The sequence below is a fragment of the Peribacillus sp. NPDC076916 genome, assembly GCF_050269675.1.
Taxonomy (GTDB): domain Bacteria; phylum Bacillota; class Bacilli; order Bacillales; family DSM-1321; genus Peribacillus; species Peribacillus aracenensis.
Genome location: NZ_JBNNIU010000008.1, coordinates 149,461 through 167,676 on the forward strand (window position 1 = coordinate 149,461; position 18,216 = coordinate 167,676).

The 18,216-nt window shown below is 42.3% G+C and carries 12 protein-coding genes and 1 pseudogene; 10 read left to right on the forward strand and 3 right to left on the reverse strand.

The genetic code is table 11. The annotated features are described in order from the left end of the window. Positions 1 to 48: 48 nt before the first annotated feature. Positions 49 to 636, reverse strand: coding sequence for a TetR/AcrR family transcriptional regulator (locus ACQKFG_RS20805; RefSeq protein ID WP_427562345.1), 588 nt, complete (start codon positions 634 to 636; stop codon positions 49 to 51). A 166-nt stretch (positions 637 to 802) separates the two neighbouring features. Here ACQKFG_RS20805 and ACQKFG_RS20810 point away from each other — a divergent pair, with 166 nt between their 5' ends. Together ACQKFG_RS20810 and ACQKFG_RS20815 are read left to right on the forward strand one after the other, a co-directional pair. After that, positions 803 to 1,720: an ATP-binding cassette domain-containing protein gene (locus ACQKFG_RS20810; RefSeq protein ID WP_427562348.1), complete on the forward strand. Its 918-nt coding sequence runs from the start codon at positions 803 to 805 to the stop codon at positions 1,718 to 1,720. Then, positions 1,720 to 3,324 (forward strand): ABC transporter permease, encoded by a 1,605-nt coding sequence (locus tag ACQKFG_RS20815; protein WP_427562351.1) that lies wholly within the window; start codon positions 1,720 to 1,722, stop codon positions 3,322 to 3,324. The genes ACQKFG_RS20810 and ACQKFG_RS20815 overlap by 1 nt, the downstream gene beginning before the upstream one ends. 81 nt (positions 3,325 to 3,405) lie before the next feature. On the opposite strand, the gene ACQKFG_RS20820 is transcribed toward ACQKFG_RS20815, so the two are convergent. Next, entirely contained in the window at positions 3,406 to 4,155 is a 750-nt protein-coding gene (locus ACQKFG_RS20820) for a sulfite exporter TauE/SafE family protein (RefSeq protein ID WP_427562354.1), read from the reverse strand. Between the two features lie 272 nt (positions 4,156 to 4,427). Here ACQKFG_RS20820 and ACQKFG_RS20825 point away from each other — a divergent pair, with 272 nt between their 5' ends. The 3 genes from ACQKFG_RS20825 (at position 4,428) to ACQKFG_RS20835 (ending at position 7,494) form a co-directional block, all read left to right on the forward strand. Next, a complete protein-coding gene (locus ACQKFG_RS20825; RefSeq protein ID WP_427562356.1) occupies positions 4,428 to 4,613 on the forward strand; it encodes a hypothetical protein in 186 nt (61 codons plus the stop codon). A gap of 389 nt (positions 4,614 to 5,002) precedes the next feature. After that, positions 5,003 to 6,415: a LysM peptidoglycan-binding domain-containing protein gene (locus ACQKFG_RS20830; protein WP_427562359.1), complete on the forward strand. Its 1,413-nt coding sequence runs from the start codon at positions 5,003 to 5,005 to the stop codon at positions 6,413 to 6,415. A 293-nt stretch (positions 6,416 to 6,708) separates the two neighbouring features. Then, positions 6,709 to 7,494, forward strand: a complete 786-nt coding sequence (locus ACQKFG_RS20835) for a PhzF family phenazine biosynthesis protein (RefSeq protein ID WP_427562362.1) — start codon at positions 6,709 to 6,711, stop codon at positions 7,492 to 7,494. 228 nt (positions 7,495 to 7,722) lie between these two features. Here ACQKFG_RS20835 and ACQKFG_RS20840 read toward each other — a convergent pair whose 3' ends face one another. Further along, positions 7,723 to 8,307, reverse strand: a complete 585-nt coding sequence (locus ACQKFG_RS20840) for a LysE family transporter (protein WP_427562365.1) — start codon at positions 8,305 to 8,307, stop codon at positions 7,723 to 7,725. 102 nt (positions 8,308 to 8,409) lie between these two features. On the opposite strand from ACQKFG_RS20840, the gene ACQKFG_RS20845 reads away from it, so the two are divergent. From ACQKFG_RS20845 to ACQKFG_RS20865, 5 genes and pseudogenes are all read left to right on the forward strand, one after another. Next, positions 8,410 to 8,964: a helix-turn-helix domain-containing protein gene (locus tag ACQKFG_RS20845; protein ID WP_214793534.1), complete on the forward strand. Its 555-nt coding sequence runs from the start codon at positions 8,410 to 8,412 to the stop codon at positions 8,962 to 8,964. 463 nt (positions 8,965 to 9,427) lie between these two features. Continuing rightward, positions 9,428 to 12,238 (forward strand): bifunctional metallophosphatase/5'-nucleotidase, encoded by a 2,811-nt coding sequence (locus tag ACQKFG_RS20850; RefSeq protein WP_427562367.1) that lies wholly within the window; start codon positions 9,428 to 9,430, stop codon positions 12,236 to 12,238. Between the two features lie 54 nt (positions 12,239 to 12,292). Continuing rightward, entirely contained in the window at positions 12,293 to 16,624 is a 4,332-nt protein-coding gene (locus ACQKFG_RS20855) for an endonuclease (RefSeq protein ID WP_427562370.1), read from the forward strand. A 416-nt stretch (positions 16,625 to 17,040) separates the two neighbouring features. Beyond that, positions 17,041 to 18,075 carry a PTS sugar transporter subunit IIC gene (locus tag ACQKFG_RS20860; protein ID WP_192206704.1) on the forward strand — a complete coding sequence of 345 codons (1,035 nt, stop codon included), beginning with the start codon at positions 17,041 to 17,043 and terminating at the stop codon, positions 18,073 to 18,075. 46 nt (positions 18,076 to 18,121) lie between these two features. After that, positions 18,122 to 18,216, forward strand: a pseudogene (locus tag ACQKFG_RS20865) (L-serine ammonia-lyase, iron-sulfur-dependent subunit beta); the annotation flags it as partial.

Below are 18,216 nucleotides of genomic sequence, written 5' to 3' on the forward strand. Positions count from 1 at the left end.
AATTGGAGTTATCGATTCACACCACCTCTTTAATTCCGCGGTTATGGTTCATTTTTCATTTTTTCCAACTATCCCATAAAACAAAATCTTCATGATATCTTCAGTCAAAGGCAGGATGCTTTGATAAACCTCTTCCCGTTGGATGTATTCATTCAGCGATTTTATATAAAATAAAATCGCTTCATTGGATAAATTCCGGTCGACATATCCTTGTTCCTTCCCTTGGTTAAACAGATCAATGAAGCGTGGCAGAGCCTTTTCTGTATATATTTTTTCCATATAATTGACTCCGGAAGTATATTCCCTCATTAAATATTGATAAAAATCTTCATGAATGTGTTTCGCAGTTTCATTCTTCGTGAACATCAGCTGCTTTATTTTTTCAGGGAAAGCAATGTTGCTGGCCAGTATTTGTTCAAATTCATCCAAGGCCTTATTTGTATAATGAATAAAAACCTCATGAATCAAGTTATGCTTACTTTCGAAGTAATTATATATCGTTACTTGAGATACATTTGCTTTTTTTGCTATTTCCCCAATAGAAATCTTTTGGACGCCATACTCCATGAATAAAGCTAAGGCAGCCTCTAGTATATTCAGTTTTTTTTGTTCCCTGCGGCGTTGAAACCCGTCCATTTATTTCACCTCAACTTTAGTTTAATTAAAAATATGTAATAGAACAATAAAATAAGTTCATAAACTATTGTCAGGAATTCTTATTTTATATATTATGAACTAAATCATTTAAAATATTTCATAATTTCTTTCGTATTTAATCCAATGAGGAAGAGGTGGATGAGGAATGTCAGTGTTGAAAACAACGGATTTAACGAAAAAGTTTGGAAAGTTTACCGCTTTAAATGGGGTGAACATTGAAGTGAATAAAGGCGAGGTGTTTGGATTTATCGGTCCTAATGGTGCTGGAAAATCAACAACGATCCGTGTTTTGCTCGGGATTTTAAAAGCAACGGATGGGGAAGCGAAGATTTTTGGCATGGATGCATGGAAAGATGCCGTTGAAATTCACAAGCGGATCGCGTATGTTCCAGGAGATGTGAACCTATGGCCCAATTTAACAGGCGGGGAAGTTATTGACCTATTTGTTGAATTACGCGGGGCAAACAATAAAAGCAGACGAGAAGAACTTATAAAAAAATTCGATTTGGATCCTTCCAAGAAATGCGGGACATATTCAAAAGGGAACAGGCAAAAGGTTGCTTTGATTGCTGCTTTCTCATCTGATACCGACCTTTATATATTGGATGAACCAACATCAGGTTTAGATCCATTGATGGAAAGGGTTTTTCAGGAATGTGTGATGGATGCGAAAAATGAAGGAAAAAGCATATTACTTTCCAGTCACATTCTTTCTGAAGTGGAAAGATTATGCGATAAAGTGGGTATCATTCGGCAAGGACAAATAATTGAAACGGGATCATTGGATGAGTTACGTCATTTAACGAGAACAAGCTTGCTTGTCGAAACGAAGCAACCTATCCCTGCTTTAGGGAATGTAATCGGTGTTCGGGATATCGTGAAGAAAGATCAGGCACTTTCATTCCAAGTGGATATAAATGAATTGGATAATGTCATGAAGTATGTAAGCCAGTTTGGGATTGTGAAATTGGAAAGCGCGCCGCCTACATTGGAGGACCTATTCATGAGCCATTATGAAGGTGAAAGGAAGACTTCTGATTCTGGGGCGGGAGGTGCGTTATAATGGCGAACCAGTCCTATCATAATACAGGAAGACTCTCCCGATTCATCGTTCGGCAAGATCGGATTCGGATCCCTGTTTGGATAATTTCCTTATCCGTCCTTTCATTTATGGTTGCGATGGCTTTCACCGATCTGTATCCGACTGGGCTAGAAAGGCAAACCATTGCAGAAACGATGAAGAACTCTGCAATGACTGCGATGGTGGGGAAAGGTTACGGCCTGGATGACTATACAAACGGAGCGATGATGGCGCATCAAATGTTACTGTTAACCGCTATGGCCGTGGGGATAATGAGTATTTTCCTTGTTACGCGCCATACACGCACAGATGAAGAGGATGGCCGTATCGAAATGATCCGTTCTTTGCCGGCTGGCCGGTTGGCCAATTTATATGCAACCATTTCCGTATCGTTTGGAACGAATGCATTGATCGCGATAATAATGGGTTTCGGTTTGTATGCTCTGGGAATTGAAAGCATGGATTTGGAAGGTTCCCTTATGTATGGAGCAGCTTTAGGGGCAACAGGTATTTTCTTCTCGGCGATAACGGCATTATTTGCCCAGCTTACGGAGAGTGCGCGAGGTACGATTGGTTATTCCATCACTGTATTGCTTCTCTCCTATCTTATTCGGGCGATTGGGGACGTTAGCAATGAAACTCTTTCCTGGTTTTCTCCATTGGGTTGGGTTCTAGGTTCAGAAGTATATGTGAAAAATTATTGGTGGCCCATCATCCTTACGATCGGTGCGGCAATCACTTTGGTTGCCCTATCTCTATATTTAAATGCCATCAGGGATTTGGAAGCTGGATTCATACCGGCTAAGCCAGGCAGGAAATATGCTTCATCGTTTTTAAAAAGTCCGCTTGGCCTTGCGCTAAGGCTTCAGCGTATAGGATTAATTGCGTGGGCAGCCGGGATGTTCGTTTTGGGAGCATCTTACGGTTCCGTTTTAGGTGATTTGGAATCCTTTTTTGCAAAAAATGAAATGATGGCCGAACTATTGACGCCTGTTGAAGGCTATTCGCTGACAGAACAATTTTTGACGATGTTGATGTCAGTCATCTCCATGATTTGCACCATTCCGCCTTTAATGGCGATGTTAAAGCTTAAAGGGGAAGAAAAAAAGAATCATACTGAACTTTTACTGAGTCGCGCTGTATCACGTACAAGGCTTATGGGCAGCTATCTTATCATCTCCATCCTGGCCGGTTTTCTCATGATTACGCTTGCTGCAATCGGTCTTTGGGCAGTCGGGAATTTGGTGATGGATGAAGGGATTGCTTTCGGGACTTTATATAGCGCAGCAATGGTCTACCTGCCTGCAATGTGGATCATGATTGGTCTCGGTGTGCTGTTTATTGGCTTTGCACCGAAATTATCTGGCTTGACTTGGCTTTACTTGACATACTCAATCTTAGTCGTTTATTTAGGGGGAATGCTACAATTTCCGGAATGGATGGGTAAACTAACACCATTTGGCCATATTCCGAAACTTCCTATTGAAGATTTGGACTTCATGAAAGTGTCCATACTTACCATCATGGCCATCGTATTATTGACTGTTGGCATTATCGGATATAACAAACGGGACATCCGGGGTTGACGATTCAACCATGAGTCTATTAATCCTGCAAAAGGCCTGATTTCTCGATGTTTCAATGAGAAATCAGGCTTTTATTGGTTTTCAGCCATTGGGCAGCAATAATAGTACACCTAGCGCAATGATGATAAAGAATAGATAGCTTTCGAATTTCTTCGCAGGAATCCGCTTATTCGTGAAGATTCCGAGACCTGTCGCCAGTAATATGGCAGGAATGGAATAAACGTAGAGAATTAATGAATCGGCTGTCCACAGTCCTCCTAGCGCATGCCCCGTCACGACAAGGATTCCGGATATAAGAAAATGGGCTTGCAATGTTCCGCGGAATCGATCCGGACTCCATCTTCTTAAAGTTCCATAGACGACGACCGGCACTCCATTAAAGTTATAGGCGCTGCCAAGGACTCCCGACGCGAAACCGAACGGCCATACCCAACCTTTCGAGGTGAGTAACGGTTTATCCACAGCCCGGAAAAGTTTTTGCTTAAGAAGGGAGTATCCTCCATATGCCATCAAAAAAACACCGAGTGCAGAAGTAATGATCATCGAAGGTGCGTAATGGAGCAAAGCGAGGCCGGCTGGTATGCCGATGACCGTTGCAAGCGCGAGCCTGATTAATACCGAACGTTCGATATGACGCCATCCGCTAACGACGGTTAGTGAGGCAACGGTAAGACCTGCCAACCCAATCAGGGAAACCGAAGTATTAAGCGGAATGTGAAGTAAGGCAAGCAGGGGCATGCTGACTATAGCTTCACCGAACCCGAACATCGTCCGCATCAAGGCGCCGATAAAGACTGCACCAACCACCAATATGATGCTGCTGATCGTCATTATGTAACCTCCTGAAACAAAAATTCACCCTTCTGTAATTATACCATACCAATTGGCTTTTGGTTTGGTGGATCATTGTTTTAAAAGGGGGTATTTCAGGCTGTGGTTTCCCTTTGTGGTGCGTTTATCATACTCTTCAATGGAGAGGTACACACCTCTTATTTTGTAGCTTAGGAGCTAGTTATAAGGCTGTAAAAGAGGGTGTGTATTTTGAGATGTTGATTTATTTTGATGTGAGGGTTTTCTAACGGTTTAATAGAGGTAACAAAGGATTGTTTGTTACTGGGTTCAGGACAGGGCTAATCGGCAGTTACGAATCGGTTGCAATCAAAATCCAGGAACTTCAAGCGATCGGAATCGATAATATCCTATTAACTTTTCGGAATGCACTACAAGAACTACCGGACTTTTATAAAAACGTAAACAATCGTTTGGAATCAGAGTTCATAAAGAAATAAATATGGACAAGGAATGTTGGGTGAATGGCAAACCACTGAAATAAGAAAGACTGCCATATGGTGGTCTTTTTCATTTTAATGAGAAAGAGAACTCTTTAAAAACCAGACTAGATTATCCTTAGTCAATGATCACCAGTTTTGCATGTAACATCTCTTTGTCGGACTGATGCAATGTCCCTGTCTTTGGGGATTTGTTTACCTCTTTTCCTCTATTGAAGTACTCCCTTGTTTTCTTAGATAAAGAATCCGGGCCACAATGGGGAACAAAAATGATACGCAATAAGAGCGAAAAAACTAAGAATACTGGAATGTTGAACGCAAAAAACATATTAGGGCTATCCAGGGAATAAAATGAAGGGAATATTTTGAAGGAAAGGGGGGCAGTGCATGTGAAAATCCATGTGGTGAATAGGGGGGATTCTTTGTGGGGAATCTCCCGGCAATATGGTGTCAGTACCAACCGGATTGTTCGGGTCAATGGCCTTGAAAATCCAGATAAGCTGGTGATTGGCCTAGCACTTTTGATTCCTGAACCTTATCTGCAGTACAGGGTTCAGCAAGGGGATACTCTAAATGAAATCGCAAATCAGTTTGGAACTGCGGTACAGGAAATCATGCAATCGAATCGCATCACAAACCCTTCTGCTATCTATCCAGGGCAGAGACTAACCATTCCGGTTATTTATCATACCGTAAGGGAACGGGATACTCTTTATGATATAGCAAGACATTATGGAACGACCGTTCAAGCCATTATGCAGATGAATCGGATTACAGATCCGTCCAATATTCATATCGGACGGATAATAAGGATTCCCCAAAAACCAAAGCCCATCATTGAGGTAAATGGTTTTACAAACGTTTACGGGCAAGCCGGGGCGGAGCAGGTACGTGATGTAGCCTACGATTTGACCTACGTAAGTCCATTTGGTTATAGAATGAGGAAAGATGGCAGCTTAGAAGTCATAGATGACACCCCGACGATACGGGCGGCACAGGCAACTGGCGTCATACCCATGATGTGCATAACGAATTTTTCCGCCACGGAAGCGGGAACACAGCTTGCGCATACGATACTTTCCGATTCAGGTTTAGTGGAAAAATTATTAACCAACGTCATAAAAAAGATGAAAAATAAAGGGTACCGTGGATTGAATATCGATTTTGAAAGTGTGGCACCAGAGGACCGTGATTTCTATAATCGCTTTCTCCAAAGAGCAGTGGATCGATTGCATCCTGAGGGCTACTTTGTGTCATCCTCCCTTGCCCCAAAAACTGGCGCCAATCAAAAGGGATTATTAGTGGAGGCACATGATTATCCAGTTCACGGACGGCTGCTCGACTTCGTAGTGCTGATGACATATGAATGGGGTTACCGAAAAGGGCCGCCACAGGCAATCTCTCCCATTAATGAAATAAAGCGTGTCCTTGACTATGCCGTAACGGCTATACCAACAAATAAAATCTTCATAGGATTTCAGATTTATGCACGGGACTGGCTTATTCCTCATGAAGAGGGGCAGGAAGCAGAGACTTTCGACATGCAGGAAGCTATCAGACGCGCCGTCCAATATAATGTAGAAATAAAATATGACGAGACAGCCCAATCACCTTATTATAGGTACAAAGATAATCAGGGACGCACACATGAAGTTTGGTTTGAGGACGCACGCAGTGCTAAAGCAAAATTCGATCTGGTGAAGATTTACAGGTCAAGGGGTCTCAGTTATTGGGTACTTGGTTATCCTTTTCCCCAGAATTGGGAACTGCTTGGGGATACATTTATTGTCCGGAAACGGTAGGATGTTTTTTTACAGCAAGGTGGATTACACATAATTAATATAGTGAGGGGTGGTTTTTTTATAACAACGATAAAAATAATTTGGAATCTGAGTCGATAAAGGGGTTTAATCGAGAGCGCCAAATTGAAACTTATGAATGATAGAATCCAAAAGGCTGCCAAATGGTGGTCTTTTTCATTTTAATGAGATAAAGAGAACTCTTTAAAAACAAGGGAATGGTAATTCCCTAAAGGAAATGGGCTCATCATTGTGGAATTAGGAAACTAGAATATTACTTACTGGAGGCACATTTAATGGAATTAACCATCATTAACACGTTTACAGATCAACCTTTTAAAGGAAACCCTGCTGCTGTCTGCCTTCTTACCGGGGAAACTGACAACGAGTGGATGCAGCGAATGGCTAAAGAGATTAATATGCCTGTCACTGCGTTCATTCACCTTCATAAAGCTGAATGGCAGTTGCGTTGGTTCACACCTTCCATTGAAATCCCGATTTGTGGACATGGGACGCTGGCAAGTTCTTTCTTTTTGTGGGGGAAAGGATACGTGCCAAGAGATCGACCAATTGTCTATCAGACGAAAAGCGGGCTTCTCACTGCAAGGTTCGTTGATGGAATGGTTCAATTGGAGTTCCCGTCATTAATCGAGCAGGAGACCGCTGCCCCTGAATTGCTGATAAAAGCTTTAGGGGTTGTGCCTGCGTATGTTGGACAAAACAAATGGGATTATCTAGTCGAAGTTCAATCAGAGGAAATCGTAAGGAATATAAAGCCGGATATAGATTCCATTGCCCAATTGCCGATTCGGGGTGTCATTGTAACGAGTCAATCGGATAGCGGTGAATATGATTTCGTTTCACGTTTCTTTTCCCCTGCCCAAGGCCTTGACGAAGATCATGTAACGGGCTCGGCCCATTGTTGCCTAGGACCATATTGGAAAAGAAAACTGGACAAAAGTATTTTCACGGCCTATCAAGCATCGGAAAGAGGAGGAAGATTGAAGGTTGAAGTAAAGGAAGACACAGTTAAACTTTCCGGCCATGCCGTGACAATATTCGAAGGGAGCTTAAACATTTAATGCAGGGGGAGGCATGAAAAAACTACCGATCCCTTCAACTGTCAACCCTCAATGGATTGAAGAAATTTGAGACACTCCTGCCGAATAACTTGGCTAGCCTTTGCGCATGCGCGGGGCCTCCCCTGGACGCGTTTTCCCCGCAGGAGTCTCATACCTTCCATTCCAATCACCTTAGTTTCAAGATTTAGATGGAATCTCTTTTGGCTACAACTCGGCGCTCCTTCTTAATTAGTGTACAAGTATCGAAATGGCACTATACACTAATAACAAAGCCATGACAACATTAAACTGACTTCTATACTTTGATAAAAACGTTTGGAAAACCGAACCGAACATACTCCAACAGAACGTACTCATAAAACCGACAAAAGCTAGAAATAATGAAAAGAATAGTAAGCTGAAATTTGAAGAGTGGTAAGGCAGGATGAAGGTCGATATTGCCGTGATGCCATAAAGAATGCCTTTTGGATTTATGAATTGTAAAAGCATGCCCGCTATAAAACTGTTGTTCTTGTCATCATTATCGTCCTTAACTTTATTTGAACTTGAAATGATTTTTATGGCCAGATATAGCATATAGATTGCACCTAGGATAGTCATGATAAGTTCAATTTTCGGGATGAAATTTTCAAGCAACACATTAAAATAACTGCACAATAACATGATTACAAAAAAACCGGCACCTACCCCAAAACAAAATTTAATCGTCTTGTTTAACCCGTACTTGTTTGCAAATAACATTGCCATGATGTTATTTGGACCTGGAGTGAAACTTGTAACGAAAACAAATAACAAAAAAGATAGTAAATGCATGGTTGACTCTCCTTTGTATGCTATAATGACCGAAAGTGACATTATAACGACTTCTTTTTATTGTACAATGCCGGCGTTATATTGTAAATAAGGAGCATTTTTATGGAAGAAATAAATTTTATTATTGCTAACAATTTAAAAGCCATCAGGGAAAGTAAGAAATTAAGTCTTGAAAAGGTTGCAGAATTAACTGGAGTAAGTAAAACGATGATCGGACAAATAGAAAGGGGAGGATCGAGCCCTACGATTACAACCATTTGGAAAATAGCCAATGGATTGAAGATTTCATTTTCTTCATTAATAAATAGCCCGCAGCCGGATACAAAAATCGTTTTAAAAAGTGAAATTCAAACTTTATCTGAAGATAACGGCAAATATCGAGTTTATCCCCACTTCCCCTTTGAAGATGAGAAGCGCTTTGAAGTATATTCAGTCGAGATAGAAAAAGGTGGATTCTTAAGTTCCGATTCGCATAGGGAAGGAACGGAAGAGTACATAACTGTTTTTGAAGGGGAACTGACTGTACGTGTAAATAACGAAGAATATACAGTAAGGAATGGTGATTCTATCAGATTCAAGGCTGACAGACCGCATGCCTACCATAATTCAGGGGAAACAATAACTCGACTAAGCATGATCTTATACTATCCAACCTAAAAAAAGGGGTAACGTTGCCTCTGCTTAGAAATTTGAGACACTCCTGCCGATTAAACTGGCTAGCCGAGACCCCTACAGTCTGGGAGAGATTTAAATCTCTCTCTTTTTTTTGCTTTTCGACAAAACAGATATAAAGGCCATGAGTGGTCACTAGATAAAATAGAACTATTTTACCATTAAAACATTTTTTTGATATATCATCTATCGAATAATGGGTATTTTAGGGTGAATGCAATGATAATATTCTGTTAATATTCCGTGTAGTATTGTAAATTTGTTTTAAAACTGGATTATATTGTTGTAATATAGGAGATACACGGATCTTTAGAGGAAAAAAGTAGGGTGGATTTGTGTATGGATAAGTAAATATGTCGGGATTCATTTTTTGGAAAAGTGTGTAAATTATATGGATAAGTTAGCAGAAAGTTATGTCAGTATATAACTTATGGGGGGATTAACTATAATGGGGAAAAAGAAAATCGTAAAAATTGCATCCGCTACCATAATGGCTGCGACAACGATCGTAGCGGTAGCGCCGGCACCTTCTGATGCTGCCACTAGCCTGAATAGTAAAATCAAAACGGCCAAGGCAGCCATCAAAAAACCATTCGATACCTATTTCTACACTTCTAAACTCGCTTCAGTGTCCACTGTTGAAAAACAAATCAAATCTGCAAAACAAGCAAAAAAAGACATCAATACTACCATTAAAAAATCAATGTTAAGCAAAAAAGAAAAAGATGCCAAATATAAAGAAATCGAAGCTTATGATAAGTACATCACTCGTTCTGAAGGATATGTAAAAGGATTTAAAGCGGCTGAGAAAGCAAAAGCTGCACATGGTAAATCGATTGGCGCCCTTACGAATGCAATCCTTGCCAAGAAATCAATTGATATCAGAACTCAATACGAGGCACTGGATAAAGCCGTGAAAAAGGCAGATAAAGATATTAAAGATACTGTTTACGGTGCGAAAATCGAAAAGCTCTTATACGATAAATTCACCAAATCGACCAAAACAGCTTTGAACGGCGACCTGAAAGTTCCGTACTACTATGAAAAGGCTGCCTACTTGGTGAAGCAGGGTGATTTAAAGACTGCGGACAAGCGGATGCAAACCGTTTCTTCGCAGTTGAAAAAGGTCAGCAAAACATCCAAGCTCGGAAAAGCCATACACGCCTATGTTAAAGAAGTGAAAGGTAAGTATGATGAAGCGGTCTATGCTGAAAAGAAAAAAGAAGTGGCAAAGCGGGTCAATGCCTATGTAGCTCTTGCCAATGGGGAACTTAAAACGAAAGAACAGATAAACGCTGCTAAAAAGGCGAAAGCAGCCATTAATTTAAATGGAATCAAGGAGTCGGACCGAAAGGAATTCCTTTCGAAAATGGCTTTGGCGGATAAGAAAGTCGCTGCAGCCGAAGAAGCCTTGAAAAATCCAGCGAAGGCGATCACCCTTTCCTTGATGCATACGAATGATACGCATGCCCACTTGGACAATGTGGCAAAAAGGGTGACGGCTGTCAAGGAAGTGCGCAAGAGTAAGCCGCAAGCTCTTTTGGTGGATGCTGGTGACGTATTCTCGGGAACTCTCTATTTCAATGAATTCAAAGGGCAAGCCGATCTTCGCTTCATGAATTTAATGAAATATGACGTCATGACGTTCGGGAATCATGAATTTGATTTGGGATCAAGCGCCGAAGGGCATCAAGCTTTGGCTGACTTCATTAAAGGGGCAAAGTTCCCATTTGTCAGCTCGAATGTGGACTTCTCCAAAGATGATAAGTTCAAGGGGCTATTCTCGGACTTGATTTCAAGTAAGCCAGAGCAAGGGAAGATATACAATGGAATCGTAAAACAAGTGGATGGCCAAAAGGTAGGGTTCTTCGGGCTTACAACTGAAGAGACGAAAGATATTTCAAGTCCTGGAAGTATAGAATTCGAAAACTATCTTGAAGAAGCCGAAAAAGCGGTCAAGGCGTTCAAAGGCATGGGAGTCAATAAGATAGTTGCTGTGTCCCATATCGGCTACGATGACAATGCGGCTTATGACAATGATTTAACATTGGCTGCCAAGGTCAAGGGCATCGACGTGATCGTGGGCGGACATAGCCATACGCAGTTAGACGCCCCCGTTGTTGTTGACAAAGATGATAAAGGGAAAACGAAAGAGCCGACTGTCATCGTTCAAGGATATCAGTATAGCGACTATTTAGGAACGATCGATGTGAATTTCGATAAGGATGGCAAGATTGTCGGACAAGCCGGTAAGCTGATTAAGCTTTCTGAAAAACAGGATGATGCCGAAGCGGCAAAATTGCTCGAAACTTACTCCTCGAAGATTAAGGAGCTGAAGGAAACGAAGACTGGTGCAACAGCTGTGAAAGCCTTGGAATCGCCGCGTGATGCAGGGGATGAAACGAAGCCGAGTGTTCGTAAAAATGAAACGGAACTGGGCAATTTAATTACGGATGGAATGCTAAGTAAAGCGAAAGAATTCAATAAGGATACGGTCATAGCCTTCCAAAATGGCGGTGGCATCCGCGCTGGCATCGATCAAGGCGATATCACTTTAGGCGAAATCCTGACCGTTTTACCGTTTGGGAATACGTTAGCGACGATGAAGCTTACGGGAGCAGAAATCAATGAAGCATTAGAGCATAGTGTAAGCCTCGCACCTAAGGAAAATGGCGGCTTCCTGCATGTTTCCGGAATGAAATTCAGCTACGACAGTTCTAAGGAAGCAGGCAGTCGTGTCACAAAGGTTGAAGTTCTCGGACAAGATGGCACATATTCCGAATTGGATGCAACGAAGGAATATGTCGTGGCGACCAATGCTTTTACAGCCAAGGGCGGAGATGGATTCACCGTCTTCAAGAAGGCTTATGAAGAAGGAAGGGTGACGGATATCGGACTCGCTGATTGGGAGAATTTACGGGATTATGTAAGCGGGCTGAAAACTGTCGATCCAAGCATTGAAGGACGCATTAAAGATGTTGCCGGAAGCAATACAGACCCGACTGTCGTATTGGCCAAAGACTTTGGCGGAACGGCTGATGCCCCAAAAACGCATGAAGGTCATGTAGTTGTAGACATCACGGATATCGCTTCATTGGAAAATGCAGTCGTTAAAGGGAATCTTACATTAACAGGAACTCCTCCGGATAACTTTACTTTTTCACAGGTTACAGTCGAGGGTAATTTGGACTTATCGGGACTTAACGGTAAGACCGTGAGCATGAGCGGTGTCACGGTGAATGGCGAAACCATTTTTTAAGCGGCATTCAAATGATTCCTGAGCCTGTGAAAAAAAGTTGGAGGGGTTGAGATCTTGAAGAGGAACGGGATAAGTAAGCTTTTCTTTGCCATGCTGATCGTGCTGTCAACGGTTTTGCCAAATGCAGCCGCTGCAAAAGCAGAAGGAACAATATCGGTAATGGAAGCGATTAATAATAACAGCGGAACAGCGACGGTGAAGGGATATATCGTCGGTACAGCTAAAAGCGGTACAAGCTATCAGCAAACATCGCCTTTTACTGAAAGTACGAACATAGGTATTGCGGATAGTCCGGATGAAAAAGATGTTAAGAAAATCATGCCTGTCCAGCTTCCAGCCGGAAATATCAGAACGGCTTTGAATTTGGTCGAACATCCGGAATTACTTAAAGCGCAGGTGACGATTACGGGGAAGCTTGAAAAGTACTTTTCAGTTCCCGGCCTGAAATCCGCAACGGATTACACGATCATCACTGATGGAGGAACAACTCCTGAACAGCCTGATGTGAAGGTTCTGGATTCCATTGCCGAGGCGCGCACGAATACTGAAGATGTAGTGCAGGTCGATGGAGTGGTCACCACCGGTCTTGGTTATTGGGGAGGAAAAGGCTTTTATATCCAAGATGAAACGGGTGGCCTATATGTTTATGGTTCTTCGTGGTCTGCAGATGTAAAGCAAGGAGATAAGGTTACTTTAATCGGGAAAGTATCCGCTTATAATAAGGAATTGCAAATCCAACCAACCTCCCTTAAAGTGGTTTCTTCCGGAAATGAACTTCCTGAAATCCAAAAAATTGATGCATCTGGCGTCAATGAGGAAACACAAGGTGAGCTGGTCACCATTGAAAAAGCGACCATTACAGAATTGGCGCCATCTGGAACATACGGAACATTCGAATTCAAGGCGGAAGATACTGAAGGGAAATCTATTATCGTTCGCCATGATAACCGGACCGGTTCGACTTATGAAGATTTCGTGAGGAACTTTAAAGTGGGGGATGTCATTTCCGTAACCGGGATCGGGTCGAGGTTCAATGACACGTATCAGTTGAAGCCGCGTGGCATCGAAGATTATGAATTGGTGAACAAACCAGCCGTTTACACGGATATTTTCCCTGGTATGGTTAGTGAAAATACAAAAATATCACTTGAATCTGGCTGGAAAGAAGCGAAAATCCATTATACGCTTGATGGATCCGCACCGACGTCTTCAAGTGCTTTGTACACAGAGCCGATCATTTTAACGAAAGATACTGTCATCAAGGCAATCGCTGTCAACGATAAGACATCGGAAGTTTTCACTTTTGCCTATACCGTTACCAAAACCAATGAAGTGAAGATCCGTGACATTCAGGGGATGAATCATTTTTCATCATATGAAAATCAACTCGTCTCAGGTGTGGAAGGTGTCGTCACTTCTGTAAAGGATGCGAATAATTTTTATATGCAAGATCCCAACCCGGATAAGGACTTAACGACTTCCGAGGGAATACTTGTGTACAACAAAGCACATGGTCTGAAAGCGGGAGATCATGTCAAAGTGGCAGGTAAAGTCGCCGAGTGGTATATCGAAGGATACGCTGAAATGAAAACGACGGATCTGCCGACAACTGAATTGACCAATACGACGATTGAAAAGCTTGGCACTGCAGCTATGCCAGAACCGATCATCATTGGGAAAGATGTCATTCCGCCGTCCGAGAACATCGATGATGATAGATTGACAGATTTTAATCCGAGCGAAGACGGCATCGATTTCTACGAGAGTCTGGAAGGAATGCTCGTCCAAGTATATAACCCGAAAGTGGTCGCTCCTCAAGACTATGGTGAATTGGTCGTGATTCCAGGGAATATGGAAACGACGACTGCGGTTGGGGGCGTCAAAATAACGGAAACGGATTTCAATCCTGAAAGAATTACCCTGGATATCAATGATGAATCATTTGCAGCGAAAACGGGTGATTTCTTTGATGGATCGGTCACGGGTGTCATCAGCTATGGATATAGCAACTATAGGGTAGTGACGGATAAAGCCAAGCTGCCAGCGTTAAAGGATGGCGGTACGGCCCGGGAAGTGACATCCTTAGAAAAGGATGCTGATAAGCTATCGATCGCTTCCTATAATATCGAGAATTTTTCCACTCAAACAGCTAACTCTAAAGTCGAAACGATCGCAACATCCATCATTACCAATCTTAAAAAACCCGATATCATCGGCGTAACGGAAATGCAAGATAATGATGGGGCAACGGATAGCGGGACAACGGATTCTGCTCAAAGTGCCAAGAAGTTAACCGACAAAATAAAAGAGCTGGGCGGACCGCAATATCAATACATCGATATTGCTCCAGAAGATAAACTTGATGGCGGGGCACCCGGCGGGAATATCCGTGTAGGCTTTTTATATAATGCCGACCGTGTCAAATTGACTGAAGGAACGAAAGGAACGGCAACACAGTCCGTTGCCTTCAAAGATGGAAAACTTACCTTGAACCCTGGTCGAATCGAGCCTGCCAATCCCGCCTTCACTTCAAGCAGAAAGCCTTTAGCCGCTCAATTCGAATTTAAAGGCGAAAGCGTAGTGGTTGTGGCCAATCATTTTAATTCCAAGGGCGGTGACCAGCCTATATTCGGCAAAAACCAGCCTCCTGTCCTATCAAGTGAAACGCAAAGGCTTCAAATTGCCTCCATCGTCAATCGGTTTGTCAGTGATATCAAGTCACAGGATGCCAAAGCGAATGTCGTCTTGCTTGGAGACTTTAATGATTTTGAATTTTCGGCACCGCTTAAAACATTAAAGGGCAATGATTTAACCAATATGATCGAGAAAGTCCCTTTTGAAAAACGTTATTCTTACACATATCAAGGCAATTCACAAGTACTGGACCATATCCTTGTATCGAATAATATGGCCTCGGCGACAAAAGTCGATATTGTCCATATTAACTCATCCTTCATGGAAGCTCATGGAAGGGCCAGCGATCATGATCCTGTACTGATCTCAACCTCTTTATCTGGATCAGGCGGAGTCGAAACTCCTGCTCCGGAAAAAACGTATAATGTAACAAACGTTAAAACAAAAAGACTTACGATTGCTTCACCTAGTGTTTTGATCGATCTTGACGAAACATCCAACATCGAAGAAGGTATCTGGTTAAAAGGTTCATATGCTGTACTCAAAGGCCTTGGGCTGAAGAATGCTGCTGTGACGATAAAACCTGATAAGGAAGGCGCAATCATTGATTTTGGAGGCATGGCGGTGAAGGAAGTCATCATCGATAACGCCAATGTAAAAGAAATCAGGGGCGCTGAAAACGTACAGAAATGGTCGGTAACAGAAGGTGTCGACACATCGAATATCAAGTTTGTTGATTCGAAGGGGGAAGCGATTGCTTCCCCTTTCGACCCTAAAGAAAATCATGCGCCAGTCGTAACGAAAAAACTGGATAATCTAGAAGTGAAAGCAGGTTCCAAGGTCACCATCGATTTGAGTGAGCACTTCTCAGATCCAGATGGAGATGAACTTACCTTTTCATCCACTATCGGTACAGTCACAGGCCAGACATTAACGCTTCCTGCAAATGAAGCTGGAACATACCTTGTCGCAGTCAAGGCTGAGGACCAGCAATCGGAAGTGGTTGCCCGTTTTACGTTGACCGTATCGAATGATATGCCGCTTGAAGCTTATTACGAAACGGCGGCAGGAAAAACGGGAACGGAATTGAAAGCGGTTCTGCACTCAATCATTAAGGGTCATACGATGTTATCTTATGATCAAGTGTGGAATGCTCTTAAAGAAACGGATGAAGATCCGGTGAACAAACAGAATGTCATCTTGCTTTACTCCGGAAAATCCATCTCGAAGAACGCGAATGGGGGCAATGCCGGACAATGGAACCGTGAACATGTTTGGGCAAAGTCCCACGGTGACTTTGGGACAAGCAAAGGTCCCGGGACAGACCTCCATCACCTCCGTCCCGCTGATGTGACAGTGAATGGTAAACGGGGACACCTTGATTTCGACGAGGGCGGTCAAACATATGGTGGATGTGAATGTAAGTTTGATTCAGATTCATGGGAGCCGCCAGATCATGTTAAAGGCGATATAGCAAGGATGTTATTTTACATGGCCGTCCGATATGAAGGAAACGGCGAGCTGGATCTTGAATTATCCGATACAGTCAATACGTATCCGAAGCCGCTTCATGGAAAGTTATCGACACTTTTGAAATGGAATGAACTCGATCCTGTCGACGATTTCGAAAGCCATCGCAATGACGTCATTCATGACTGGCAAAATAACCGCAATCCATTCATCGACCATCCTGAATGGGCATCCGAAATTTGGGGTGCCGCTAAATCCATCGATGAGAAAAAGGCGAGTTGAAATCGGAGATAGAAGAGAAAGCAGCCTAATGGCTGCTTTTTTTATTTTTAATTGTTGTAAGTAATTTTATTAATTATTGTAATATACTGAAAAATCAAACATTAATTCTGCTTTAAAAATTTAAAATATTTGTATGTATGCGTACTGATATATGTTAATATGAGAAAATAAATGAAAGGGTTTACATTGTTAGATGAAATAAAACTATCTTAAAATAATAATAGTGAATTTAATTCTATTCCTTATTTTTCGTAAGAGATTCTTAATTGATTGAAGAACTAGACACAGCCAACTACGAAACAAAAACAAAGGACCGATGAGTGTTCTTTTATCGGAAAATTGCAGATGAATTAGTAGTTCGATTTAAATATTAGGTCAAAGTATACTTACTAATCACTAAGAGGAGAGATGCGTTAATGGAAATTTTAAAAGGAACGGCCTTATTATTATTGGTACTTGGTTTATTTTCATTATTCAGTTTTAAAGCCCCAAAAGGGATGAAAGCAATGGGTGCTCTTGCCAATGCAGCGGTTGCCGCTTTTCTAGTGGAAGCATTTCAGCGGTATGTCGGAGGGGATTTATTCAATATTAAATTCCTTGGGGAAGTAGGGGATGCGGCAGGAAGCATGGGAGGCGTTGCAGCGGCTTCACTTGTTGCATTAGCACTAGGGGTTTCTCCCGTATATGCTCTATTACTTGGTGTTTCATGTGCAGGTTTAGGTTTGTTGCCTGGATTTTTCGCAGGGTATCTTGTGGCTTTCCTTGTGAAAGTGATCGAGAAAAAAGTTCCTGCTGGATTGGATTTAATCGTTACAATCATCATTGCAGCACCGCTCGTTCGGTTTATTGGTGAGAATTTAACGCCTTTGGTCAATGCAACGCTTTTGAATATCGGTGGAATCATTAAGGAAACGGCAAACAGTAATCCAATCTTGATGGGAATCATTCTTGGAGGGGTCATAACGGTCGTCGCCACTGCACCATTAAGCTCGATGGCTTTGACAGCAATGCTTGGATTGACAGGACTTCCTATGGCAATTGGGGCACTTGCAGTATTCGGATCATCTTTCATGAACTTTGTTTTGTTCGATCGCTTGAAATTTGGAGACAGAAGTACTACAATTGCGGTTGCGATTGAACCATTGACACAAGCGGATATCATATCTGCCAATCCCATTCCGGTGTATTCCACCAATTTCATTGGCGGAGCGGCTGCTGGAGTGGTTGTGGCCATGTTTGGTTTAGTGAATAATGCAACAGGGACGGCAACACCGATCGCAGGGTTGGCAGTTATGTACGGTTTCAATGATCCAGTAAAAGTGACGATCACTGCTGGGATATGTGCAGTTGTTGGGGCAACGGTAGGTTTCCTTGGTTCGATCGTATTCAAGAATTATAAGATCAGGACCGTTTCGGAAATAAGGGTGAATGAAGAACAAAAAGCGGCATAATGAAGACGGTTAAACAAAACTTTTGCCAGAAAAGGGGCATTACACAATGAAATACAGATCTGCATTCGATATAATCGGTCCCGTCATGATTGGACCTTCAAGCTCACATACAGCAGGAGCTGCCAGAATTGGCAGAGTAGC

Coding starts and splice junctions, on each gene's coding strand:
- ACQKFG_RS20820 (WP_427562354.1), bottom strand. CDS start 4,155: ATGACGATCAGCAGCATCATATTGGTGGTTGGTGCAGTCTTTATCGGC.
- ACQKFG_RS20805 (WP_427562345.1), bottom strand. CDS start 636: ATGGACGGGTTTCAACGCCGCAGGGAACAAAAAAAACTGAATATACTA.
- ACQKFG_RS20815 (WP_427562351.1), top strand. CDS start 1,720: ATGGCGAACCAGTCCTATCATAATACAGGAAGACTCTCCCGATTCATC.
- ACQKFG_RS20845 (WP_214793534.1), top strand. CDS start 8,410: ATGGAAGAAATAAATTTTATTATTGCTAACAATTTAAAAGCCATCAGG.
- ACQKFG_RS20860 (WP_192206704.1), top strand. CDS start 17,041: ATGGAAATTTTAAAAGGAACGGCCTTATTATTATTGGTACTTGGTTTA.
- ACQKFG_RS20840 (WP_427562365.1), bottom strand. CDS start 8,307: ATGCATTTACTATCTTTTTTGTTATTTGTTTTCGTTACAAGTTTCACT.
- ACQKFG_RS20810 (WP_427562348.1), top strand. CDS start 803: ATGTCAGTGTTGAAAACAACGGATTTAACGAAAAAGTTTGGAAAGTTT.
- ACQKFG_RS20835 (WP_427562362.1), top strand. CDS start 6,709: ATGGAATTAACCATCATTAACACGTTTACAGATCAACCTTTTAAAGGA.
- ACQKFG_RS20850 (WP_427562367.1), top strand. CDS start 9,428: ATGGGGAAAAAGAAAATCGTAAAAATTGCATCCGCTACCATAATGGCT.